Below are 23,780 nucleotides of genomic sequence, written 5' to 3' on the forward strand. Positions count from 1 at the left end.
TTTTGGGATACAATCCGTTACAAAACATTACATCGTATAGTTTGCTTCAAAGTACCAATACGGTTCCTAAGTTAATTGAAAAAGCTCGTGCGCGTGGTTATCAAAGTGTGGCACTAACTGATCGGAATGTGATGTATGGGTCGGTAGCTTTTTATAATGAGGCAAAAAAGCAGGGTATTAAGCCAATTATTGGTTTAACGGCAGTTTTGGACGGGATGTTTTTTAAAGAAAACAAGTCCGAATTGATTTTGATTGCTAAAGATCAGGATGGGTACAAGAATTTGATGAAAATTTCATCACTTTTGATGAGTAATGAGCAAACTAATGTTATTGAAAAAATCAAGGATAAACTCCACCATCTATTTGTCATTTTTCCAGAGAATAGTGAGTTAAATAAACTGATTGAAGTAGGAAGAATGAGCGAGGTTAAAACCTTAATTGCTAAAGTAAAGAGCGTTAGCGATTCAAATGCAGTAAAAGTTGGAATTAGCTTAAATCGAACTAAGATAATTATAAATGAGCTTAAGAACCTAGGGGTCCAAGCTGATGTTGATTTAGTGGCGCTTAATTCGGTTGAATATCTTGATGCAGATGATTATTTTTCAAATGAAGTTTTAAAGTCGATTGGAACTGGTGACGTGATCAAAAATCCAATGGAAGAACGGCACCAGGTTGGAACCAAATGGTTGAAAGATCGTCATAATATTGAGACTCAGTATCACAATCTAGGGCTTGATCAAGCGGTTTTAAATAACCAGAAAATGGTTGATGAAGTTGACGTAGCGATTCCCAAAGAGCAACCTAAACTACCGACGTTTAAAGCTCCAGATAATCTTTCTTCAATGGACTATTTACGTCAATTATGTGAACTTGGTTTAAAGGAAAGATTGAAGGATGAATCGCATCTTAATCGTAATGAGTATCAGGACCGGTTAGATTCTGAACTAAAAGTTATTAATCGGATGGGATTTGATGATTATTTCTTGATTGTATGGGATGTTTTAAATTTTGCTCATCACCAAGGAATTATAACTGGACCTGGTCGGGGATCTTCAGCGGGATCATTAGTTGCGTACACTTTAAAAATTACCGATGTGGATCCGATTAAGTATAATTTGCTATTTGAACGATTTTTAAACGAAGAACGAGCACAGATGCCGGATATTGATTTAGATATTCCCGATAATCGGCGTGATGATATTTTACAGTATGTTCATCAAAAATATGGAAATGAACATGTTGCTCAAATTGTGACTTTTGGAACGTTAGCTGCCAAACAAGCTCTTCGAGATGTTGGCAGGGTATTTGGAATGACTCCAACTCAAATGGCAAAGTGGTCATCTGCAATTCCAAATCAGCTTCATGAATCCCTGGCTAAGGCCGAATCAGAATCACAGAAATTAAGAAATTTATTAGCTGATAGTAAAACCAATCGGTTGCTATTTGATATTGCTGAAAAACTAGAGGGACTACCACGCCATTTTTCCACTCACGCTGCTGGTTTAATTTTAAGTGAAGATCCCATCGTTGATCGTGCTCCACTTCAATCCGGAAATGATGGATTGTTGATGACCCAGTACTCCAAGTATTATGTTGAAAGCGTGGGGCTCTTAAAGATTGATTTTTTGGGTTTGAGAAACCTCTCTACAATGGCTAACATTTTAGAAATTATTCATTCAAAAGTTGATCGTAATTTTGAAATAACTGACATCAATTTAAATGATCAGGATACTTTGAAGCTTTTTCAATCTGGTAAGACTAATGGGGTTTTTCAATTTGAATCATCTGGGATTCAAAACGTGTTACGTAAATTAAAACCAAATGATTTTGATATGGTGGCAGCCGTGAATGCTTTGTATCGACCCGGTCCCATTAAGAATATTGATATGTTTATTGCCAGAAAGAATGGGACTCAGACGGTTAACTATCCAAATGAAACCATTAAAAACATTTTGGGTTCAACCTTTGGCATTATTGTTTATCAGGAACAGGTTATGCAACTTGCATCGGCAATGGGTGGTTTTACACTGGGACAAGCTGATATTTTGCGCCGTGCGATGAGCAAAAAGCATAAAAAAGAAATGGATAACATGAAGATCCAGTTCATTGATGGCGCTAGTAAAAAAGGATATTCTAAAGACGTTTCAAAGACAACGTTTGACTATATGGAACGATTTGCCGACTATGGATTTAATAAGTCTCACGCAGTTGCATATAGCAAAATGGCGTTTCAGTTGGCCTATTTAAAAGTTCATTTTCCTGGTCCATTTTTTACATCGTTGCTAAATTCGGTGATCGGTAATTCACGTAAGACCAAGAATTACGTTCAAGAAGCCAAAGAATCAGATATTCAAGTTGAGCGTCCTGATATCAATGAGAGTAAAGATGTTTATACTTATCAGGATGGTAAAATCAGGTTTGGACTTCGTACCATCAAAGGATTACGAACCGATTTTATTAAGAATGTTGAGGAAGAACGAAAACAAAATGGTAATTTTCATGATTTACAGGAATTAATCAGTCGAATCGATCCCAGGTTTAGAAAAATTGATCTTTTAAATGCACTTGCTTATTCAGGGGCGCTTGATGGTTTTGGGTATAACCGAAAAGAATTAATTAATGCCATTCCAGAATTTATTAGTTCTACTGAATTAAGTGGAAACTCAATTGAATTAATTCAAGCGTTGGCTCCCAAAATTAAAAGAACTGATGATTTTTCTGATTGGGAGAAACTAAACAAGGAAAATGAGTACCTTGGAACTTATTTAACCGGGCATCCAGTTGGTCACTATACTGATTTACAAGAACAAGTGCATGCTTTAACTACTAATGATATTCATGAGCCCAGTAAAAACGTGAAAATGATTTTGTTTGTATCTCATGTAAAGACGATCCGAACGAAAAAGGGGCAACTTATGGCTTTCATAGATGGTAATGATCAGTTTGGTGATATTGATGTAACCATTTTTCCTAATCTTTACGCTAAAATTAGTGGATGGATAAAAAGTGGAATAGTGGTTTTGGTGTCTGGAAACATTGAGGTTCAACGGGGACTTCAATTAGTGGCAAATTCAATTGAACCAGCTGCTAATGTCGTTCATCAGTCTTTAAAAAAAGTTGATCATCAAAAAAAGCTTTATTTAAAGATTGCGTTAGATCATGATCGAGATTCAATCTATCAAGATTTAATCCGGATAATAAAAAGATATCCTGGTTCAACACCAATTTTGCTTTATCGAGCTTCCGATGATCGAAAGCAACTATTAGATAAAGCATATAACGTGGCCATTAATTCTGATTTAATGCATGATTTACGTGACATTTTAGGAGCGGGAAACGTTGTTACACAATGATAAATTTTGCCTGTGAAACTAACGACAATCCTTATAAAAAGTGATACAATACACTTGAAATCAAATAATGCTTGGTACGCAGATGTGTGCCATGCAAAAAGGAGAGGCTTTACTTATGAAGAGAACAAAGATCGTAAGTACACTTGGTCCTGCAAGTACTGATGTTGATACCATCACTAAGCTTATTGAAGCAGGAGCAAACGTTTTTCGTTTCAATTTTTCACACGGAGACCATGCGGAACATTTAGACCGTATGAATAAAGTAAAAGAAGCGGAAAAGAAAACTGGTAAGGTTGTTGGAATTGTCTTAGATACTAAGGGTGCTGAAATCAGAACCACGGTACAAAAAGACGGAAAGATTGAATACCACACTGGTGATCAATTTAGAATTTCAATGGATGGTAACCTTGAGGGAACTAAAGACAAGATTGCTGTTTCTTACCCAGGCTTGTATGACGACGTTAAAGTTGGCGGACACGTTCTGTTTGATGACGGTCTTTTGGATACCAAGATTGACAAAAAAGATGATGCCAACAAAGAGTTAGTGGTTACTGCCCAAAATAACGGGGTCTTGGGCTCACGTAAGGGTGTTAATGCTCCAGGAGTTTCAATTAACTTACCTGGTATTACTGAAAAAGATACTGATGATATCCTTTTCGGATGTGACCATGGTATTAACTATATCTCTGCTTCATTTGTTAGAAAGCCACAAGATGTCCTAGATATCCGTGCCTTACTTGAAAGCAAGAATATGGAAGACGTTCAAATTTTTCCTAAGATTGAATCACAAGAAGGAATCGACAACTTTAACGAAATCATCAAAGTATCTGATGGTTTGATGGTTGCCAGAGGTGACATGGGAGTTGAAATTCCACCAGAAAATGTCCCAACCGTTCAAAAACATTTAATCAAGATTTGTAATGATTTAGGTAAACCAGTTATCACTGCTACTCAAATGCTTGATTCCATGCAAGAAGAACCAAGACCTACTCGTGCCGAAGTATCTGATGTTGCTAATGCTGTTTATGATGGTACTGATGCAACTATGCTTTCAGGTGAAAGTGCTAACGGTGATTACCCAGTTAAGTCAGTTGCAATGATGAGCAAGATTGATATCGAAGCTGACAAACACTTCTTTGAATTTGGTACTCCACGTCCTAAGTTCGGTACTGGTGACGTCACTGAGTCACTTGGTGAAGCAGTTGCACGGATTGCTAAGGATATGGGAATTCACACGATTGTAGCTGCAACTGGTTCAGGTTACACTGCAAGAATGATTTCAAAATATCATCCAGACGCTGATATTCTTGCTTTAACGTTTAACGATCGTGTTCGTCGTGGCTTGACGGTTAACTATGGTGTTCAACCAATCTTAGTTGATAAACCATCAAATCCAGATGAAATGTTCGAATTGGCTGCTAAAAAGGCAGTTGAAACTGGACTCGCTAAGGAAGGCGACATGATCTTGATTACTTCAGGTGTACCATTAGGTGATCAAGGAACTACTAACACAATTCGCGTTAAGTTGATTGGAACTAAATTAGCTCAAGGTCAAGGTGTTGGTGGTGAAACTGTCATTGGCAAGACAGTAGTTGCTAAAGATGCTAAGGAAGCTAACGATAAAGCCGTTGATGGTGGCGTTCTAGTTGTTAAGGATACAAACAAGGACTACTTACCAGCAATGAAGAAGTCAAGTGCAATCGTGGTTGAAAACGGTGGTTTGACCTCATACGCTGCTGTCGTTGGTATCTCACTTAACATTCCAGTAATTGTGGGTGCTACTGATGCAGTTGAAAACATCAAAGATGGTCAATTAGTTACTGTTGACGGTCGTCGCGGTGTTGTTTACGCTGGGAACCAATCAAAAGCTAAATAATAATTATTAAGAATGAAGCACCCGATTATTATCGGATGCTTTTTTTATTTGGTATAATATTCATTAAAAGCACTGGGATGGAGAATTAATATGAATGAAGATTTGGGAACCGTAATTACGGGAAAAGTCACTGATGAAAACGATAAGGAGTGTTTCATTCAAAATAACGGAATTACCTATTCTTTAAACAAGGGCGAGTTAAAAAAGCCAATTAAATTAGGTGGAAATTTTAAGGGATTTGTCTACGAAAATGAAAAGCATCAAATGAAAATCACGCGAAACGTTCCTGATGTTGGAATTGACAGCTATGCATGGGGAAAAGTGGTTGGAATTAAATTTGGATTGGGAATCTTTGTTGACATCGGTTTACCAGATAAGGATGTTGCTGTTTCTCTTGATGATTTGCCGGATATTAAGTCATTATGGCCAGAAGTTGGTGACCAACTTTTAATTGCTTTAAAAAAGGATAGTAAGAATCGAATCTGGGGTAAATTAGCTGATCCTCAGATATATAAAGCGATTTCTCAGCCAGTTAATGATCCAAAATTGAAAAATCGGGATGTTAACGCTTGGGTCATTAACCCTAAACTGATGGGAACGCAAGTAATAACGGATCACTACAATTTAGGGTTCATTGACAAATCAGAAGAGGAAGAACAACCACGACTAGGAGAGAAAGTAAACGCTAGGATTATTGGAATCCGACCCAATAAAACGCTTTATTTATCACTTAGACCACGGTCTTATGAAGTGATTGGTGAGGACGCCAAGATGATTCAGACAATTCTTGAGCATAAGCCTAATAATGAATTACCTTATAACGATAAAAGTGACCCTCAAGTAATTAAGGATTACTTTGGAATCAGCAAATCTCAGTTTAAACGAGCCCTGGGGCATTTATTAAAGGCTCATGTTATTTCCGAAACCCCAGATGGAATTAAATTAACTGAAACGAGATGAAAGTAAGTGAATGATCAAATTGAAGATTATCTCCACTATTTACTAGTAGAAAGAGGATTATCTGACAATACCATTAAAAGTTATCGACAAGATTTAAGGGAATTTGAGTTGGATTTAGAAAAAAATCACATCAGTTCGTTTAAAGATGTCGACCAGTATGCAATTTTAAATTACATGGAAACAATGAAAAATAGTGGTAAGTCTCGTAATACAATCATTCGATTTGTATCAACGCTTCGTAAATTTTTTCAATATTTAATGGAATTTAAGGTGATTAAAAAGAACCCCATGAACAAGATTGATACTCCTAAAAAGGGCAAGCACTTACCCGATGTTTTATCCGTTAATGAAGTTGATCGATTACTTAAAATGCCGGATGTGAACACCAAGTATGGGGTAAGAGATCGAACCATTTTAGAAGTGATGTATGCTACTGGGCTTCGAGTATCTGAATTGATTAATTTAAAGTTATCTGATCTTCATTTAGAAATGAATCTGATTCAGACCATTGGAAAGGGAGATAAGGAACGAATTGTTCCAATTGGAGAAGTTGCTCAGAATTGGCTATTTAAGTATTTAAATGATAGTCGATTACAGTTACTTAAGCAGCGGACATCTCCGTACGTTTTTTTGAATGCGCATGGTGGACGAATTAGTCGACAAAGCATTTGGGAAAAGATTAAACGTTACGTTAGTTTAGCTGGCATTAAAAAGAACGTTACTCCACATACATTACGACATTCTTTTGCAACGCACATTTTAGAAAATGGAGCCGATCTTAGAACTGTGCAGGAATTACTTGGACATTCTGATATTTCCACGACGCAAATTTACACTCATATTTCCCACGAGCGGTTAAGTCAGGTGTATGATAAATATCATCCAAGAGCATAAAATGAGATGGAATAATAATGACAGCAAGTAATTGAGGTGATGTCGATGCTATTCAGGTATCGAAATGATTATGAAAAGATTGTGATGGGGATGTTGTCACTTTCTAAAAGTAACGATAAAACGAAACATCTTGTGGAGGAAATGAATTGGTATCGAAATGCTGACAATCGTGACATTTTTCTTTGGAAGGATCGATTTGGAAATTGGGCTGGAATTGTAGGAGTTGAAACCAACCCAAAAAACGTGGTTGTTAGAAGGATTACCCTTACGCCAGATGCTAACAATATTTTTAATGAATTTCGAATTCTTGATAGTGTTGAAAATGAATATCCTGACAAAAAAATCATGGGAACGTTTAATACGCAAGATGTCATTAGTAAATGGGAGTTAGGTCATGAACAGAGACAATCTACAGATTCACGTTAATGACTTTGATGGTCCACTAGAGCTTCTACTGCATCTAATCAAACAAGCAAAGATGGATATTTATGATATTGACATTAAAGATATTACTGAGCAATATTTTAAATATTTAAATAAAATGAAACGTTTAAATTTTGATATTGCTGGTGATTTCTTTGTAATGGCGGCTAATTTGATGCGAATTAAATCTAAAATGTTGTTAGCTAAAGAAACTGATGATGAATTAGATGATGATCCACGGGATGATCTGGTTGATCAGTTGGTTGAATATAATCGGTATAAAAAAGCGTCGAAAAAGTTGCAAAAAAAAGAAGTAGAACGAAATCATTATCATTCTAGGATTCGTTCTTTTAATAAGTCGGAGATTGCAATTGGTGAAAATGAGTTTGAAATTAGCTTGCTGGAACAAGCATGGAATAAGATCATTAAGCGACATCAGTTAACTTCTAAACCGCCAGTTCATCAAGTTTCAGAATGGAATTTTAGCGTTAATGAGCAAAGTGAAGTAATTATGAGACGAATAAATAGAGCTAGTAGTCATGAAATCTATTTTTCCAAGTTGTTTGAGGCCAATTCTCCTTTAGAAGAATTAGTGACCGATTTTTTGGCACTTTTGGAAATGGTTAAACATCATCGTATTATGGTTGTGCAAACCAGTAATGACGGAGAAATCTTATTAAGGAAATCTAATTAATGAATTTAATGGCAGAAATTGAAGCTCTCTTGTATGTTTCGGGAGAGTCTGGAATGACAATTGAACGGTTGAAAAAATTAACTTCCGCAAATGATTCCACCATTCGTAGCTGTATCGCTTCGTTGAGTGAGCGTTATTCAAGTGATCAATTTGGCATCTGCATTTTACAAAATGGTGACATTATCCATATGACAACTAAAAAGGATTATTCAAAAGTAATTCAAAAGTTTGTTAAATCCGATGAAGAGTTGTTAACGCAGTCGGCACTTGAGACGCTTACGATTATTGCGTATAAACAGCCAATAACGCGCGTTGAGATTGATGAAGTGAGGGGCGTAAATAGTTTGATTTCAATTAGAAATCTTTTGGCACAAAATTTAATTACCATCAAGGGTGAGCGTGATGAACCAGGCAAACCTAAGCTATATGTTACTACCGACCTTTTTTTAAACGCTTTTAACCTTAAAAGCATTAATGATTTACCAGCTTTAGACGCAGAAAGAGATCCAAAAGATTATGGTCAGATGTTTGATGACAAAATGAAACCATTGGAGGATCAGCAAGATGAGTGAAAGATTACAAAAAGTTATGGCGCATGATGGGGTGGCTTCGAGACGAAAGTCTGAGGAACTCATTAGTACTGGACATGTGAAGGTTAATGGTAAGATTGTTAATCAGTTAGGGATAAAAGTTGAACCCACTGATAAGATTGAGGTGGATGGAACATCGTTAAGAAAAGAAGATCTAGTATATTTTGCCCTGTATAAGCCACGTGGGGTAATTTCTTCTGTGAGGGATGAAAGGGATCGAAAGACCGTTTTGAACTTTTTTAAAAAGGTTCCTGAACGAATATACCCGGTTGGACGATTAGATTATGATACGAGTGGGATAATTATTTTAACTAACGACGGAACGCTTGATTTCCAGTTAACTCATCCTAAATATGAAGTAAAAAAGACGTACTTAGTTAAGGTGATTGGGAAACTCGATCACAATGAGTTGAATAAAATTCGAAAGGGTGTTTTAATTAATGGCAAGTATAAGAGTGCACCCGCGGAAGTCGAGGTGATTTATAAGGCTGGTAATTCAAAGAATAATTCGGCGCTACGTTTGACGATTCACGAGGGTAAGAATCATGAAGTTAAAGATATGCTGAAAGCAGTTGGTCATCCTGTTGAAAAATTAAAACGGGAAGAGTTTGCTGGGATCGGTTTAGAAAACTTACAACCTGGTGAGTTTCGTAGGCTCCGAAAAAGAGAAATACGAGATTTGTATGCTTTAACTAAATAATTAATAAAACGTCTTCAAGGTCGGGTGAAATTCCCAATCGGTGGTTACAGCCCACTACCCAATGAAAATTGGTTGAGATGGTGAAATCCCATTGCCGACAGTAAAGTCTGGTATAAAGAAGATGAGTTTTTTTATGGCGCAATTTACCCTAATTGACTTTGAAGAACGTTTAATTGGAGGAATTGTGATGATAGCTAAAAACGATCGAATTAAAAGAATTACTATAACTGCCGTGATTGGTGCGATCTCATTTTTGTTAATGTTGATTTCATTTCCAATCATCCCATACATGAGTTATTTGAAATTGGATTTTTCGGATATTCCAATTTTGATTTGTTTGTTATTATTGGGACCGGGTGCAGCCATTGAAGCTGTGATACTTAAACTATTTATTTACTGGATGGTGATGGGTTTTTCACCACTTGAGTTAATTGGGTTGACCACCTCTCTTTTAGCCTCATTAACAATGATTTTGGTGTTTTACTTTTTGAGAAAATATTTATTTAAAAGTCACTGGATTGACTTTTTGATTGTTTTGGTTGAAACGCTGGCGTTAACAATTGTCATGAGTATTACCAATTTGTTCATTAGTACTCCACTGTATGTGAAACTAACAAATTTAAAGTTAGATTTTTCGCTTGCCAAAACGATTCTTTACGGAGTAGTTCCCTTTAACTTAATCAAGGGTATTGTGATTGGATTGATTTTTGTGATTATTGCAAAACAAATGCAGAAATGGATTAATAAGCGATCTTATCAAAAATGATTAATAATACAAATGAAGCTCTTGGTCTTTTCGTTTTTAGTGCAACCCAAAAACGAAGGGCTCGATTAATTGAAAACTTACTGTTAGGCAAGAAAACGGTAGCCACCTTATACTGGGCGATGAGATATGGTCTTTTAGACCTTCTTGGAGTTGGACGATATTTTAATAAAAACGAATTAGATGTTAAGTCTCTGATTAGTGCGAACTTGCTGGAAGAAGTTGAACATGGTCAGTTTAAATTAACGTCTGAAGGAGAAAAAGAAAGAGCAGAATTAATTAAAATGATTGATGATTCTAATCTTTCTTTTTCATTACATACTTTTCAAAGAATTGATTTAGTTAGTTTTAAGCAACGATTGCAGTTGTTTGTTCAGATTATATCAGAGCATGTCCATAACGTTAGACACTATTATCCAGTCAATGTTGATGGAGTTAATAAAGATTTTATTAAAAAATATTATCGACTGATTGATCGCAAGCAAGTTGGCACAGATTTAAAGAAAGAGTTGAAACGATTTTTATCCTTACTCGATCTAAATGACGCTGATTTATTTGCTCAAGGATTAGTTGGATTTAATACTAATGGATTCACAATCCAGCAGATTGCACATAATTTAAACCAATCGTTAGTCAAAAGTTATATTGATGATTTTATCAATTATGCAAAATTAGCGAACTTTGTTGAGCAAAGTGACCAATCTGTAATGGTTCCATTACTTAATGGTCTTTTCAAAAATCCAATTTCTGGTAGTGCTAAAAGGACTTTTGATGAATATGAACGATTGGGTAATATAAAAAAGGTTGAACAACTGCGAAATCTACGAGAGTCAACTGTCCTAGAACATCTTCTGGAAGTTGCAATTTACGTTGATTATGACAAGTTTCCTTATCAAAATTTCATTTCCCTTCAAATGGAAAGAAAAGTTAGGCGTATTCTACTTGGAACGGACGTTGATGACTGGGACTATCATCAATTACCAACTGACGTTTTAGAGCAGTTTAGTTTTTTTCAATTTAGATTACTTGAAATCAAACAGACAAAACAGGGAATTCATAATGAATAAGATGAAACTTGCTAAACAAATATTAAAAAACAAGTTTGGCTTTAGTGATTTTAAGCCTGGTCAAGATAAGACTATTTCTGCACTATTAAATGGCGCAAATGTTCTTTCAGTCATGCCAACTGGGGCAGGCAAATCATTAATATACCAGTTATATGGGTATTTAGTTAAGCGGCCGGTTGTGATTGTTTCGCCACTTATTTCTCTTATGGAAGATCAGGTTGGTCGAATGAACTTTATGGGAGAAAAGCGGGTGTGTGCTTTAAATTCAATGAACGATTGGTCGAAGCGACACCGGCTATTGAATCATCTTGATCAGTTTCGTTATATTTTTGTTTCTCCAGAACTATTATCTAATTCTGATGTGCTTAACCGCATTAAGCAATTGAAAATTGGCTTATTGGTGATTGATGAAGCACATTGTATCTCTAAGTGGGGGCTTGATTTTCGTCCTGATTACCTGTCATTAAGACAGGTGATTCGTACGTTAGGACATCCGCAAACGCTAATGCTAACGGCAACTGCTTCAAAAAAAGTTCAAAGAGATATCATTAATTATTTGAAGTTAACTGACGTTCAAGAAATAATTGAAAATGTGGATCGGCCTAACATTTTTCTTGCGGTGCATAAAAGTTCAAGTGAAAAAGATAAGCAAGCCTATCTTTTTAATTTAATTGAGAAACTCAAGTATCCCGGTATAATTTATTTCTCTAGCCGAGATAAGGCTTCGAAAGTTGCTTTGAAACTTAGAGAACAAACTGATATCAAAGTGGCAGCTTATCATGCCGGTCTTAGTAACGATGATCGGTATCGGATTCAGCATCAGTTTATGGATAATGAGCTTCAGGTCATCTGTGCAACCAGCGCCTTTGGAATGGGGATTGACAAATCAGACATCCGATTTGTAGTCCATTACCATATGCCAACTGATATGGAAAGTTATGTTCAAGAAATTGGCAGAGCTGGAAGAGACGGTAAACAGAGTATCGCAGTGTTACTTTACTCTAATGGTGATGAACAAATTGCACAGAGCTTAATTGTTAGGTCCATTCCTAATGATCAACAGATTGATAATTTCTTTTCAAATCCCAAAGCTAAAATGAGTGAGCAGAATAAGAGACTCCTTCAGTTCTATTTAAATCATGGGTATGGTAATGATGACGTCAAACAGATTTTTTCTGAGGTCACCCTTAAAAAGGATCAAAGTTTAAAGCAAGTTGTCCGGTACATTAATCATACTGGCTGTCGGCGAAAACTTCTGCTTTCTTTATTTGATGTGAACTTTGATGACCACACTGATGATTGTTGTGACTTTGGAAGTGAAAAGTTTGATTTAATGAGTCTTGGTTTGTTAAAAAACGTTAATAGTGAAAAGTCCAATTTAACTGGTACTTGGTATGAGATTTTGGACAAACTTTTTTAATAATAATTAGGCGCAAAAAATGATATAATCACCATAGAAGTTTTGGAGGGATGTATTTATGAGGGACGACAAACATAAAGATAACAAAAAAAATGATCCATGGGATGATTCATTTTCAGATGACACCGATCCAGATGGAAATCTTTCAAGGACAGAGTACCGTAAGCACCACCGTAGTAATTCATTAGTCGTGATTATGCTGGTTTCTGTTATTGTAATTATTGCCCTTGTTGCACTTGTTTTTGGGCTTTCTAAGGAACGTGCGGTTGGAAATGGGAGTACCAGTCAAAAGACACAGAGTAGTAAGATGCACCACGCAAAGCCCAAAAAGAATAAAGATCAGAAATCAAAGAAACCGAAAGCAAACTCAGGTAGTGTTCAAAGTGAGGATACTACAAATGATAATACTGTTTCATCTGATGCTGGATCTGAAGAGGCTTCATCTTCATCCGTTCAAAACGAAATGGGAAGTAACCAAAGTAGTACGACTCCAAGTAGTGATTCATCATCTACTGCTAATAACTCGCAGCAACAAAAACCAGCCCAAACAACGAATGGCACTGATAATGCTGGTAGTAATGATTACGTTAAGGTTCAAAAAGGTCAGGGAGTTTATCGCGTAGCTACTAATGCGGGTATTAGTATGCAACAGTTATTAAAATTAAATGGACTTAGTTCATCCAGCCAGATTCATCCAGGACAAAGTTTAAGGGTTAAATAATTACAAATAAATGATAAGGATTGATTACATTTGGGTAAGAACGGCTTACAAGTTGCAATCGATGGACCTGCTTCAGCGGGTAAAAGCACGGTAGCTAAACTAGTTGCAAAAAAATTTCATTACATATATTGTGATACCGGTGCAATGTATCGATCAATTACGTTAAAAGCAATTAGACTAGGATTGGATTTAAATGATGAGAAGACCATTCTTGATCTTTTAAAAAAAACCACGATTACTTTTGAACCGGGTGATCCAGTTCAAAAAGTCTTTGTTGACGGTAAAGAAGTTACAAATGATATTCGCAGTCCTCAGGTAACTAGCAATGTTTCAGCAGTTTCAGCACTTGGATCAATTCGTTTCGAATTAGTTAAAAGACAACAGAATTTGGCAAAAAATGGTGGAATCGTTATGGATGGTAGAGACATTGGCACGACGGTTCTACCAAAGGCAGATGTAAAGGTCTTTTTAATTGCCAGTGTTACGGAGCGAGCTGAGCGGAGATATAAAGAGGATCAAGCAAAGGGAATTTCGGTTAATCTCAATAAACTTAAAAAAGATATTGAGGAACGGGATTATAAGGATTCCCATCGAAAGATATCCCCATTAAAAAAAGCATCTGATGCTTTTGAAATTGATACCACTTCAATGTCGATTGATGACGTGGTTGCGGCAATTTCGCAATTAATCGAAAATAAAATTCAACAACTTTCAAATAATAAAGCCGATTAACTGGTATTTTATTTCCAACTAAGATAAAATAGCAATTAGAGTTGTTGCAAGGAGGAAATGTTTGATGAGTGAAAACGATACTAATGCAAACAAAGATTTATTAGCCGCTCTCGATAATATTAAGCAGGTAAACGTTGGTGATGTTGTTAATGGTGAAGTTTTGGCCATTGATGATGACCAGCAATTAGTCGTGGGAATCGAAGGCGCTGGTGTTGAAGGAGTTATTCCAAGGAAAGAAATTTCCGCACAAAGGGAAGATAACCCAACTTCAAACTACAAAGTTGGAGACAAAGTTAAGGTTGTTGTTGTATCTCGAATTGGTGATGATAAGGAAGGTGGAAGTTACCTTCTTTCAATCAGAAGACTTGAGGCTCTCAAGGTTTGGGATGACATCAAGGAAAAAGCTGATAAGGGTGACACCATCAAAGTTACTGTTACTCGTGCGGTAAAAGGTGGTTTAGTGGTAAATGCTGACGGAGTTCGTGGATTTATTCCAGCTTCCATGATTACTGATCACTTTGTTGATGATTTAAATCAATTTAAAGGTCAAGAACTCGAAGTTAAGATTATTGAAGTTGTTCCTGAAGAGAATCGTTTGATTTTATCACATAGAGCGATTGCTGAAGCAGAACGTAAAGAAGCTCGTGATAGAATTATGAGCACACTAAAACCCGGAGATGTTGTTGAAGGGAAAGTTGCTCGTTTGACTAATTTTGGTGCCTTTGTCGATCTTGGTGGGATTGATGGACTTGTTCACGTTTCAGAAATTTCTTATGAGCATGTTAACAAACCAAGTGATGTTTTGAAGGTTGGCGAAGAGGTTAAGGTTAAAGTTCTTTCAGTTGATCCTGATCGTAATCGTATTTCATTATCAATTAAACAAACTCAACCAGGTCCTTGGAGTGACATTGAAGAAAAAGCTCCTAAGGGAAGTGTCCTTGACGGAAAAGTTAAGCGCTTAGTTGATTTTGGTGCTTTTGTTGAAGTTTTCCCTGGTGTTGAAGGATTAGTTCACATTTCACAAATTTCACATAAGCATATTGACAAGCCAAGTGATGTTTTGAAGTCTGGCGAAGACGTTAAAGTTAAAGTCCTTGACGTTCAACCTGAAGAACATCGATTAGCATTGTCAATGAAAGCTCTCGAAAAAGACCCCAGAGATGATCAAAAAACTCCAAAGAAAAATGTGAGTGATAATTCAACTAATAATGCTCCTGAAGAAGAGAATGGTTTTACGTTAGGTGACATTGTTGGAAATGAATTAAATGATGATGACAATGAGTAATTAGAAAATTATCCTTCATATTTATGAAGGATTTTTTTTATTCTCAAAAATAAGAGGTGATATAAAATGGCAAAACCTACTGTAGCAATTGTTGGAAGACCAAACGTTGGTAAATCAACAATTTTTAATCGAATTGCTGGTGAACGAATTTCAATTGTTGAAGATACTCCTGGAGTGACCCGTGATCGTATTTATGCTCATGGGAGTTGGCTTGGTCACAATTTTAATTTGATCGACACTGGTGGAATTGAAGTTGCTGATGAACCATTTATTAAGCAAATTACTGATCAAGCAGAAATTGCGATTGATGAAGCTGATGTAATTATATTTATGGTAAATGGTAAGCAGGGAATGACTGACGCTGATGAACGAGTGGCCCAATTATTGTATCGATCTGATACACCAGTTGTATTGGCGGTTAATAAAATTGACAATCCCGAAAGTCGGGCCGACATTTATGATTTCTATGCTTTGGGGTTTGGTGACCCATACCCCATTTCGGGATCTCACGGACTTGGTTTAGGGGATTTGTTAGATGCTGTTGTTAAGAATTTCCCAGAAAATGTTAACGAAGCTGACGATGATAGTATTAAATTTAGTGTGATTGGCCGACCAAATGTTGGCAAGTCATCACTTGTCAATTCTATTTTAGGAGAGAATCGGGTGATCGTATCAAATGTAGCTGGCACTACTCGCGATGCGATTGACACTAAGTTTGAAAATGATGGTCAAGAGTACACCATTGTTGATACCGCAGGAATTCGGAAACGTGGTAAGGTTTATGAAAAGACCGAGAAATACAGCGTAATGCGAGCTATGAGAGCAATTGATGGAAGTGATGTGACATTGATGGTTCTTAATGCAGAAGAAGGCATTAGAGAGCAAGACAAGCGGGTTGCTGGATATGCGCACGAGGCTGGAAAGGGTGTCATCATTGTCGTTAATAAATGGGACGCTTTAAAAAAGGATAATCACTCGCAACAACAATTTGAAGCTGATATTCGTGAGCAATTTCAGTATTTGGCTTACGCACCCATTATTTTTGTATCCGCAACGACCAAACAACATGTTAGTGAGTTACCATCTTTGATTAAACGAGTTAACGAAAACCATCAACGTCGAATCCAGTCGTCAACCTTAAATGATGTTATCATGGATTCAATCGCAATTACTCCAACACCAACCAGAAATGGGAAGCGACTTCGGATTTACTATGCTACCCAGGTTGCTGTTGGACCGCCAACGATTGTCTTGTTTGTAAATGATCCAGAACTACTTCATTTTTCGTACAAACGTTATTTGGAAAATCAAATTAGAAAAAATTTTGACTTTGCTGGGACACCAATTCACTTGATAGCAAGGCGTCGAAAGTAATGAGTAATGGTAACAACCTTCTAATCATAATTATATTAAAATTTTTTTAGTAAATGTTAATTATACTTCCATTATTTGTTGCAATGACACCATTCTTATGCTAAATTAAGACTAGAAATGATGTAGTAGTACATCATTTCCCCTGGCTTAATCTTTAACTTATTGGGTGTTTTTTACATAAAAAACATCTATTCAGGAGGTGAATACACATGGCCAACAAAGCAGAATTAGTTAATGATGTCGCAAAGGCAACTGGTTTAACTAAGAAAGATGCCACCGCAGCTTTGGATGCAGTTTTTGACTCAATCCAAGACAAGTTGACTCACGGTGAAAAGGTACAATTGATCGGTTTTGGTAATTTCGAAGTACGTAATCGTGCCGCTCGTAAGGGACGTAACCCCCAAACTGGTGCAGAAATTCAAATCCCTGCAAGTAAAGTACCTGCCTTTAAACCCGGTAAGGCTTTAAAGGAAGCTGTTAAATAGTTTTATTTAATGGTTTAACCAGTGCGCTTATGCGTACTGGTTTTTTTATTAGTAGGAGGACATGTGTAATGACTTATTCAGAGCAAGCCTTAGACGCCCTAAAAAAGGGTGATATGAGTCAATTTAATGATGACATCAAAAAAGCCAAGGTAAATGATAGTGATGATATGATTTATTCGTTAGCAGAAGAACTTTATTCATTAGGTTTTTTAAACGAATCGATTGATATATATAAAGATCTTTTAAAAAAATATCCTGAGGAAGACGAGTTAAGAACAAGTATTGCAGATATTTTGATTTCTGAAGGCAAGATTGATAAAGCGCTTAATTATTTAAGTGAGATTAAACCTGATTCCCCAAATTATGTTAATGCTTTGATGGTTGAAGCTGATCTTTATCAAACTCAGGAAATGTATAACGTTAGTGAACAAAAATTACTTGAAGCTGAAAAAATTGATCCAGACGAAAACGTAATTAAATTTGCCCTGGCTGAATTGTATTTTTCTACCGGACAATTTGATAAAGCCATTCCTATATACTTGGGAATAATTAAACAAGGTGTTTTGAACATTTCTTCAGTTAATTTGGTTGAAAGGTTAGGGGTGGCATATGCTAATGCAGGTCATTTTGAACAGGCTATTGGATACCTTGAACAGATTAAGCCCACTGATATGACGCCAGACGTCAAATTTGAAACGGGTTTTACTTACTTACAGTTGAAGAACTATGCTAAAGCGATTGAGATGTTCAAGCAGTTGCGAGAAGAGGATCCTCAGTATGCCTCACTATATCCTTACTTAGGGGAAGCATACATTCAAATGAATGAACCTGAAAATGCTTTAAAGGTTTATCAGGAGGGTATGAGCGTTGATCAGTATAATGTCAATATGGACATTAAAGCCGCAGACGTTGCTGCTAAACTTTCAAAAGAAGATCTAGCCCTGAAGTATCTTAATAAGGGACATCAGGTTGATCCGGATAACATGGAATTAGTTATTAAGTTATCTAATTTGTACGTTAAGCAGGGTGAATATCAAAAAAATGTTGATTTTTTGAGCCCATACGTAAAAGAAGAAGAAACCGATCCACAAATTTACTGGAATTTGGCGGTGTCTTATGCTCATCTTGAAAAGTATGATGATGCTCAAAAGTACTATGAGCGAGCTCTTCCGTACTTTGATGATAATCCTGATTTCTTACGTGAGGCGATTTTATTGTTCAGAGAGAATGGTCAAATTAAGGAAACCATTAAATTGTTAAAACATTATGTGAAACTTGTCCCGACTGATGATGAAATGGCATACATGCTTGAAGATTTAGAAGATTACGAGTAACAAAAATAAGGATCAGAGTTGGATTTGATACTCTGATCCTTATTTTTGTGCTAATTTTTGATAATAGATTAGTGACGCTGGATCCATTCTTAAATCCTGTGCAAGAGTTTTGTCACTATCATTTGGATGTTGATTGAGGTAGTTAACGACGAATGCTTGGTATAGTGATTTGGGATTAAGATTCATTGCTAGGTATTCACTATCTGGCTTTAAGTATTTGTGAAGACCTGCAGATGTAATATGGCAGTTGGAAGCGATTCTTTGCTTTAAAAAGAGGTCCTTTGAATGATGACGAATTTGAAGCGGGGTAACAAATTTTTGAAAATTAGATAAAAAGGATTTTTCTTCAGATGAAAAGTCAACGTGGTTTAATTCATGATAAAAGCCAGGTAAGAGAAACTCTGAAGATTGGTATCCCTTACTGATAAGTAACAGTGTCATTCTAGTGTAGTAGTGAACCTCAGGATCTTCGAGGATAGTTGGTAAAGAATAGATCCACTTGGTAATGTATGAATTATGTTCGTTTTTTTCCTTACTTTTAATGTTAATTGTAGGAAGATGGGTATTAAGATGATTGTTAAATAAGAATTTAAAGTAGACGTTGATCTGAGATAAAACCTTGTTATAGGTATTGTTTCCGTTATTACGCTTAGAAATGATCATATCTAGATATTGCTCGATGTCTCGATCAAAGATTTGACTAACTCGGTGATCCGCTTGGTATCCCACGTTAAAATTAGATAAATAATTAAAAAGATCCGATAAGGTTTTGGAATACTCGCGAATGGTTACATTTGAGAGTTCTTTTTTTCTTAGATAACGTTCAAAATGATCTTGATATGGATAATTGTTACTCATGATTTGTCTCCTGTAATAAGTTACTTTAACCTAATCATAACACAAGAAACAGACCCAAGCCTAACTTTTATATGATAATTTTGGTAGAATGAAATCAGTGAAGGTGTGTGGATCATGAAAATAGACAACTTACCAAGTGAATTTGATGATGCTAGAAGGGTTCTTCAGACAATTGAAGAAGCGGGATTTCAAGCTTATTTTGTTGGCGGATCAGTCCGTGACACTATTTTGCATTCACCAATTCATGACGTTGATATTGCAAGTAGTGCGTATCCTGAAGAAATTAAAACCATTTTCAAAAAGACAATTGATACTGGGATTGAACACGGAACCGTCACGGTGGTGCACGATGGTCGATCTTATGAAATCACGACGTTTCGGACTGAATCAGGATACCAAGATTATCGGCGTCCCGATCAAGTTACCTTTGTTCGATCACTTGAAGATGATTTAAAGCGTCGTGATTTTACTATCAATGCGCTTGCCATGAAAGAAAATGGTGAAATCATTGACTTGTTTGGTGGCTTAAATGATTTAAGAAATCATCTAATTAAGGCTGTTGGAGATCCAGAACAACGTTTTAATGAGGATGCTTTACGAATGATGCGTGCTGTTCGCTTTGCTAGTAAACTGAATTTTGCAATTGAAAAGAACACTTTTAATGCGATTAGTAAACATAGTTATCTATTAAAAAAGATTGCTGTGGAACGAATTAACGTGGAATTTGTAAAGATGATGCTAGGGATGGCTCCTGGCAGGGGGCTTAAACAGATGATCCAAACGAATTTAATTAAGTATGTTCCCGTCTTGGGTGATTATGTTTCTGAAATAGCTAGGTTAGGGTCACGTCCCATTTCAGAATACATTAATAATGAAGTTCAGGTTTGGTCCTTAATTGCATGTCAGTGCGAATTAAATAGTGAACAGATTGGACATCTGATGAAGAGTTGGAAGGGATCAAATAGGTTAACCGAGAACGTTAAACTAACGGTTAAAGCAACTTACAAGATTGTAAGTGATGTTTTAGATCCAGTAACGTCGTATAAAGTTGGTCGCATCAATCTTGATAACGCATGTCAAGTAGCCATGACCTTAGGTAAGGTAGTCAATATTGACCAAATAGAAAATGAATATGATCGCCTTCCGATTAAAAGTAAAAGTGAACTAAAAATTAACGGTAAAATGTTGATTGATAGAGGTTTTAAACCAGGTCCATTATTAGGAAATGTTCTTAATCAACTGGAACGTTCCGTTATAAGTGGCCAAATTAAAAATGATTCAGATTCACTACTTTCTGCATCGAAGCAAATAAATAATGATTAAAAATAATTGGAGCAGATATTGTGCAAACATTAAAAGCAGAAAACTTGACGAAGACGTATGGTGAAAAGACTTTATTTAAAAATCTTGACTTTATTATCAATGAACATGACCGAATTGGATTAATTGGAACGAATGGAAGTGGTAAATCGTCCCTTTTAAATACTATTTCTGGAATTGATCATGATGTTAATGGGATAATTACCACTTCTAAGTCGTACACAATTGGATACCTAAAGCAGGTTCCAGATTTAGATGAAAACCTAACCGTTATTGACGCTGTTTTTGCTGGTGATCAAAAGATTTTTAAAATCATCAGATCCTATGAACATGCACTTAAAAATTACTCTAAGCATCCGGAAAATTCAGATTTTGAAAAAAAGTTTGAGAATGCAGAAGCAAAAATGAATGAAGAGGATGCCTGGACGGCGGAAGTGGACGTTAAAAACATCCTTAATCAACTGAAAATTACCGATTTAGATCAAAAGGTGGGAAGCATGTCGGGTGGCCAGCAGAAACGAGTTGGATTAGCTCAGGTTTTAATTCAGTCACCTGATTTACTTTTATTAGATGAACCTACCAATCACTTGGATTTTGACTCGATTGACTGGTTGGAACGATTTTTGAGTAAATACAAGGGAGCTTTAGTATTTGTTACCCATGATCGTTATTTTTTGGATCAAATTGCTAATCAAATATGGGAATTATCATTTGGTAAACTTTATAAGTATCCCGGTAATTATCAAGATTATGTCCAGAGGAAAGCTGAACTTGATGAAGAGCAAGAGGCTGCCTCTCATAAGCAGCAACGGCTTTACAAACAAGAGTTAAAGTGGATGAAAAAAGGCGCTAAAGCTCGTTCCACTAAGCAACAAGCACGAATTAATCGATTTAACGATTTAAAAGCTGATGTTGATCAGGACAATCCAATCGATGAAGATGTCGATATCACGATGGGTCAAAAACGGCTTGGTAAAAAAGTGATTGACATTAAACACGCTAACTTAACAATTGCTCATAAGCCAATTCTAAGAGATTTCAACATGTTAATTCAAAATGGTGAACGAATCGGAATTAGTGGTGAAAATGGTGCTGGAAAATCAAGCTTTTTAAATGTAATTGCTGGAAAGCTTCCACTTCAGTCCGGTACCATTGATATTGGTGAAACCGTTAAAATGGCGTATTATACACAAAAAATGGAGAAAATCCCGGAAGACAAACGTGTTATTAGTTATTTAACTGATATCGGTGAAAATGTGGTTGATAAGGATGGAAATAAGGTCAGCGTTACTAATTTATTAGAACAGTTCCTTTTTCCTAAATTTATGCATGGAACTTTGATCCGCAAGCTTTCAGGTGGAGAAAAAAGGCGCCTTTATTTACTGAAATTATTGATGGAGCAACCAAATGTGCTTCTTCTTGATGAGCCAACTAATAATCTCGATATTGGGACCTTAACGGTTCTAGAGGATTACATCAAGCACTTTAATGGGACAACGATTACAGTATCTCATGATCGTTACTTTCTTGATAAAGTAGCTGATCGATTATTGATTTTTGATGGGAATGCTAAAATTGAGCGTTATACTGGTCAATTTACTGATTATCTACAAAAAATGAAAATGCAAAGGAAACAGGTTCATCATGATAGTAAGAACCAAACCAATAGCCGATTAGATGAAGCTAAAGATAGCACTTCCGAGAAAAAAAGCACTAAATCGAAAACCAAGTTAACGTATGCTGAAAGAATTGAGTGGGATAAGATCGATGGCAAGATTAATTCTTTAGATCGTCAGACTAAAGATGTAAAAAAACAGATGCAAGAAAATAGTTCGGATTACGATAAGTTAGCAGAGTTACAACGAAATCTTGATGAATTAAATCAGAAATTGGATCAATTAATGAACCGATGGGAATATTTGAGCCAGTACGTTGATGAGTAGTTGTTTTTATTAAAAAAGGAAGAGATTAAAATGTTAGAGGATGCATATTTAAATCTAGAACGTTACGTTTTAGATAATGGTCACAAAAAATCAGATCGAACTGGTACCGGAACCATTAGTACCTTTGGTTATCAAATGCGTTTTAACTTACAGGACGGCTTTCCACTTTTAACCACTAAGGCGGTTCCCTTTCGGTTGATTAAATCAGAATTACTCTGGTTTTTGCGGGGTGATACTAACATTCGTTATTTACTTAAACATAATAATCATATTTGGGATGAATGGGCGTTTGAAAAATGGATTAATTCTGATGAATATCATGGACCAGATATGACTAATTTTGGTTTGCGTTCACAAAGTGATCCCGAATTTAATGAAGAATACCAAAAGCAGAAGAAAATATTTTGTGAACGAGTTTTAAATGACGATGATTTTGCCAAAAAATATGGCGATCTAGGCTTGGTTTATGGGAGTCAATGGCGCAACTGGAAAACGAGCAATGGTAAGGCCATTGACCAGATTAAAAATGTTATTAATACCATTAAAACTAATCCTGATTCCAGAAGAATGATTGTGAGTGCTTGGAATCCAGAAGATATTCCTAGTATGGCTCTTCCCCCTTGTCATGTAATGTTTCAGTTTTACGTAAACGATGGCAAGTTAAGTTGCCAATTGTATCAGCGTAGTGGTGATATTTTTTTGGGAGTTCCATTTAATATCGCAAGTTATGCTTTACTTACTAGTTTAATTGCCAAAGAGGTCGGATTAATTCCTGGAGACTTTGTCCATACGTTGGGTGATGCTCATATTTACAGTAATCACATTGATCAAGTCAAAGAGCAGTTAACGAGAAAGCCACACCCAGCTCCACATCTATGGCTAAATCCCGATAAGGAAAGTATTTTTGATTATGATATGGATGATATTAAGGTGGTTGATTATCACCACGACAAGCCAATTAAAGCGTCAGTGGCAGTATAGGAGATTA

The 23,780-nt window shown here is 36.1% G+C and carries 21 protein-coding genes and 1 riboswitch; of the genes, 20 read left to right on the forward strand and 1 reads right to left on the reverse strand.

Features of this window, described 5'->3' with window-relative positions; translation table 11 throughout:
* Window positions 1–2: 2 nt before the first annotated feature.
* The 17 genes from dnaE (at window position 3) to AC6UD6_RS03030 (ending at window position 18,671) form a co-directional block, all read left to right on the forward strand.
* Window positions 3–3,353 carry a DNA polymerase III subunit alpha gene (dnaE, locus tag AC6UD6_RS02950; protein ID WP_500695613.1) on the forward strand — a complete coding sequence of 1,117 codons (3,351 nt, stop codon included), beginning with the start codon at window positions 3–5 and terminating at the stop codon, window positions 3,351–3,353.
* Between the two features lie 115 nt (window positions 3,354–3,468).
* Window positions 3,469–5,229 carry a pyruvate kinase gene (pyk, locus tag AC6UD6_RS02955; protein ID WP_500695614.1) on the forward strand — a complete coding sequence of 587 codons (1,761 nt, stop codon included), beginning with the start codon at window positions 3,469–3,471 and terminating at the stop codon, window positions 5,227–5,229.
* 90 nt (window positions 5,230–5,319) lie between these two features.
* Window positions 5,320–6,189 (forward strand): CvfB family protein, encoded by an 870-nt coding sequence (locus AC6UD6_RS02960; RefSeq protein WP_500695615.1) that lies wholly within the window; start codon window positions 5,320–5,322, stop codon window positions 6,187–6,189.
* Between the two features lie 6 nt (window positions 6,190–6,195).
* Complete coding sequence (gene xerD, locus AC6UD6_RS02965) at window positions 6,196–7,083, forward strand: site-specific tyrosine recombinase XerD (RefSeq protein WP_500695616.1); 888 nt, start codon at window positions 6,196–6,198, stop codon at window positions 7,081–7,083.
* 45 nt (window positions 7,084–7,128) lie between these two features.
* Complete coding sequence (locus tag AC6UD6_RS02970) at window positions 7,129–7,509, forward strand: riboflavin biosynthesis protein RibT (RefSeq protein ID WP_500695617.1); 381 nt, start codon at window positions 7,129–7,131, stop codon at window positions 7,507–7,509.
* Window positions 7,478–8,200, forward strand: coding sequence for a segregation and condensation protein A (locus tag AC6UD6_RS02975; protein ID WP_500695618.1), 723 nt, complete (start codon window positions 7,478–7,480; stop codon window positions 8,198–8,200). Before AC6UD6_RS02970 ends, AC6UD6_RS02975 begins: the two co-directional genes overlap by 32 nt.
* Entirely contained in the window at window positions 8,200–8,772 is a 573-nt protein-coding gene (gene scpB / locus AC6UD6_RS02980; RefSeq protein WP_500695619.1) for an SMC-Scp complex subunit ScpB, read from the forward strand. Before AC6UD6_RS02975 ends, scpB begins: the two co-directional genes overlap by 1 nt.
* A complete protein-coding gene (locus tag AC6UD6_RS02985; protein WP_500695620.1) occupies window positions 8,765–9,490 on the forward strand; it encodes a pseudouridine synthase in 726 nt (241 codons plus the stop codon). Before scpB ends, AC6UD6_RS02985 begins: the two co-directional genes overlap by 8 nt.
* A 6-nt stretch (window positions 9,491–9,496) precedes the next feature.
* Window positions 9,497–9,617, forward strand: a riboswitch (FMN riboswitch).
* Between the two features lie 6 nt (window positions 9,618–9,623).
* Window positions 9,624–10,256 carry an ECF transporter S component gene (locus tag AC6UD6_RS02990; RefSeq protein WP_500693785.1) on the forward strand — a complete coding sequence of 211 codons (633 nt, stop codon included), beginning with the start codon at window positions 9,624–9,626 and terminating at the stop codon, window positions 10,254–10,256.
* The gene (locus AC6UD6_RS02995) at window positions 10,253–11,320 is read left to right on the forward strand and encodes a helix-turn-helix domain-containing protein (RefSeq protein ID WP_500695621.1); all 1,068 of its coding nucleotides are present in this window, start codon (window positions 10,253–10,255) and stop codon (window positions 11,318–11,320) included. Before AC6UD6_RS02990 ends, AC6UD6_RS02995 begins: the two co-directional genes overlap by 4 nt.
* Entirely contained in the window at window positions 11,313–12,740 is a 1,428-nt protein-coding gene (locus AC6UD6_RS03000; protein ID WP_500695622.1) for a RecQ family ATP-dependent DNA helicase, read from the forward strand. The genes AC6UD6_RS02995 and AC6UD6_RS03000 overlap by 8 nt, the downstream gene beginning before the upstream one ends.
* A gap of 58 nt (window positions 12,741–12,798) precedes the next feature.
* Window positions 12,799–13,461 carry a LysM peptidoglycan-binding domain-containing protein gene (locus AC6UD6_RS03005; protein WP_500695623.1) on the forward strand — a complete coding sequence of 221 codons (663 nt, stop codon included), beginning with the start codon at window positions 12,799–12,801 and terminating at the stop codon, window positions 13,459–13,461.
* 30 nt (window positions 13,462–13,491) lie between these two features.
* Window positions 13,492–14,193 carry a (d)CMP kinase gene (cmk, locus tag AC6UD6_RS03010; RefSeq protein ID WP_500695624.1) on the forward strand — a complete coding sequence of 234 codons (702 nt, stop codon included), beginning with the start codon at window positions 13,492–13,494 and terminating at the stop codon, window positions 14,191–14,193.
* A 64-nt stretch (window positions 14,194–14,257) separates the two neighbouring features.
* A complete protein-coding gene (gene rpsA, locus AC6UD6_RS03015) occupies window positions 14,258–15,478 on the forward strand; it encodes a 30S ribosomal protein S1 (RefSeq protein ID WP_500695625.1) in 1,221 nt (406 codons plus the stop codon).
* Between the two features lie 66 nt (window positions 15,479–15,544).
* Complete coding sequence (gene der, locus AC6UD6_RS03020; RefSeq protein WP_500695626.1) at window positions 15,545–16,852, forward strand: ribosome biogenesis GTPase Der; 1,308 nt, start codon at window positions 15,545–15,547, stop codon at window positions 16,850–16,852.
* Window positions 16,853–17,061: 209 nt separating this feature from the next.
* Entirely contained in the window at window positions 17,062–17,337 is a 276-nt protein-coding gene (hbs, locus tag AC6UD6_RS03025; RefSeq protein WP_010021419.1) for a non-specific DNA-binding protein Hbs, read from the forward strand.
* A 68-nt stretch (window positions 17,338–17,405) separates the two neighbouring features.
* Window positions 17,406–18,671, forward strand: a complete 1,266-nt coding sequence (locus AC6UD6_RS03030) for a tetratricopeptide repeat protein (RefSeq protein ID WP_500695627.1) — start codon at window positions 17,406–17,408, stop codon at window positions 18,669–18,671.
* 39 nt (window positions 18,672–18,710) lie between these two features.
* On the opposite strand, the gene AC6UD6_RS03035 is transcribed toward AC6UD6_RS03030, so the two are convergent.
* A complete protein-coding gene (locus AC6UD6_RS03035) occupies window positions 18,711–19,529 on the reverse strand; it encodes a site-specific integrase (protein ID WP_500695628.1) in 819 nt (272 codons plus the stop codon).
* A 114-nt stretch (window positions 19,530–19,643) separates the two neighbouring features.
* Here AC6UD6_RS03035 and AC6UD6_RS03040 point away from each other — a divergent pair, with 114 nt between their 5' ends.
* From AC6UD6_RS03040 to AC6UD6_RS03050, 3 genes are read left to right on the forward strand one after another with little or no spacing between them, the layout of a single operon-like run.
* Complete coding sequence (locus tag AC6UD6_RS03040) at window positions 19,644–20,852, forward strand: CCA tRNA nucleotidyltransferase (protein ID WP_500695629.1); 1,209 nt, start codon at window positions 19,644–19,646, stop codon at window positions 20,850–20,852.
* Between the two features lie 20 nt (window positions 20,853–20,872).
* Complete coding sequence (locus tag AC6UD6_RS03045) at window positions 20,873–22,792, forward strand: ABC-F family ATP-binding cassette domain-containing protein (protein ID WP_500695630.1); 1,920 nt, start codon at window positions 20,873–20,875, stop codon at window positions 22,790–22,792.
* Between the two features lie 30 nt (window positions 22,793–22,822).
* The gene (locus AC6UD6_RS03050) at window positions 22,823–23,773 is read left to right on the forward strand and encodes a thymidylate synthase (RefSeq protein ID WP_500695631.1); all 951 of its coding nucleotides are present in this window, start codon (window positions 22,823–22,825) and stop codon (window positions 23,771–23,773) included.
* The last annotated feature ends 7 nt before the right edge of the window (window positions 23,774–23,780 follow it).

The organism is Fructilactobacillus sp. X8R2C1, from assembly GCF_059900955.1.

What these genes read in the sequence shown, in the direction of transcription:
- pyk (WP_500695614.1), top strand. Translation starts at nt 3,469, where the DNA reads ATGAAGAGAACAAAGATCGTAAGTACACTTGGTCCTGCAAGTACTGAT.
- AC6UD6_RS02960 (WP_500695615.1), top strand. Translation starts at nt 5,320, where the DNA reads ATGAATGAAGATTTGGGAACCGTAATTACGGGAAAAGTCACTGATGAA.
- AC6UD6_RS02970 (WP_500695617.1), top strand. Translation starts at nt 7,129, where the DNA reads ATGCTATTCAGGTATCGAAATGATTATGAAAAGATTGTGATGGGGATG.
- AC6UD6_RS02975 (WP_500695618.1), top strand. Translation starts at nt 7,478, where the DNA reads ATGAACAGAGACAATCTACAGATTCACGTTAATGACTTTGATGGTCCA.
- scpB (WP_500695619.1), top strand. Translation starts at nt 8,200, where the DNA reads ATGAATTTAATGGCAGAAATTGAAGCTCTCTTGTATGTTTCGGGAGAG.
- AC6UD6_RS02985 (WP_500695620.1), top strand. Translation starts at nt 8,765, where the DNA reads ATGAGTGAAAGATTACAAAAAGTTATGGCGCATGATGGGGTGGCTTCG.
- AC6UD6_RS02990 (WP_500693785.1), top strand. Translation starts at nt 9,624, where the DNA reads ATGGCGCAATTTACCCTAATTGACTTTGAAGAACGTTTAATTGGAGGA.
- AC6UD6_RS02995 (WP_500695621.1), top strand. Translation starts at nt 10,253, where the DNA reads ATGATTAATAATACAAATGAAGCTCTTGGTCTTTTCGTTTTTAGTGCA.
- AC6UD6_RS03000 (WP_500695622.1), top strand. Translation starts at nt 11,313, where the DNA reads ATGAATAAGATGAAACTTGCTAAACAAATATTAAAAAACAAGTTTGGC.
- AC6UD6_RS03005 (WP_500695623.1), top strand. Translation starts at nt 12,799, where the DNA reads ATGAGGGACGACAAACATAAAGATAACAAAAAAAATGATCCATGGGAT.
- rpsA (WP_500695625.1), top strand. Translation starts at nt 14,258, where the DNA reads ATGAGTGAAAACGATACTAATGCAAACAAAGATTTATTAGCCGCTCTC.
- der (WP_500695626.1), top strand. Translation starts at nt 15,545, where the DNA reads ATGGCAAAACCTACTGTAGCAATTGTTGGAAGACCAAACGTTGGTAAA.
- hbs (WP_010021419.1), top strand. Translation starts at nt 17,062, where the DNA reads ATGGCCAACAAAGCAGAATTAGTTAATGATGTCGCAAAGGCAACTGGT.
- AC6UD6_RS03030 (WP_500695627.1), top strand. Translation starts at nt 17,406, where the DNA reads ATGACTTATTCAGAGCAAGCCTTAGACGCCCTAAAAAAGGGTGATATG.
- AC6UD6_RS03035 (WP_500695628.1), bottom strand. Translation starts at nt 19,529, where the DNA reads ATGAGTAACAATTATCCATATCAAGATCATTTTGAACGTTATCTAAGA.
- AC6UD6_RS03040 (WP_500695629.1), top strand. Translation starts at nt 19,644, where the DNA reads ATGAAAATAGACAACTTACCAAGTGAATTTGATGATGCTAGAAGGGTT.
- AC6UD6_RS03050 (WP_500695631.1), top strand. Translation starts at nt 22,823, where the DNA reads ATGTTAGAGGATGCATATTTAAATCTAGAACGTTACGTTTTAGATAAT.